Annotated in this window: 1 protein-coding gene; it reads right to left on the reverse strand. The window is 44.3% G+C overall.

Annotated elements, in window-relative coordinates:
* Nucleotides 1-402 (reverse strand): mucin-binding protein (locus ACTQ48_RS11640; RefSeq protein WP_441571098.1); only part of this gene is annotated, 402 nt, incomplete at both ends.

The raw sequence follows: 402 nt of genomic DNA on the forward strand, positions 1-402 counted from the left end.
TGGAGCGTTCTTGGTATAGGTAACCGTGAATTCTAAGTCCTTTGAGTCCCCGTTAACTGTTTGCTTGTCAATTTGCGCCTTGTCAGCTGTATAACCCTTTAATTCAGGACTCTTGACTGCGTCAAAGCTTTGAGCTGCTGACCAATTACCATACGTCTTTTCCCCAGTTACTGCGTCAGTTGAGACTGAACGTGTGAAGTCAACAGAAGCAGTGTGATCAGCAGGAGTTTGCTTACCAGCGCCTTGATAATGAATGGTCTCATTAACTGTCTTCTTCTCTGTCGTAATCGTTGGAGCGTTCTTGGTATAGGTAACCGTGAATTCTAAGTCCTTTGAGTCCCCGTTAACTGTTTGCTTGTCAATTTGCGCCTTGTCAGCTGTATAACCCTTTAATTCAGGACT

The organism is Collinsella sp. Sow4_E3 (genome assembly GCF_052116285.1).
Lineage (GTDB): Bacteria > Actinomycetota > Coriobacteriia > Coriobacteriales > Coriobacteriaceae > Collinsella.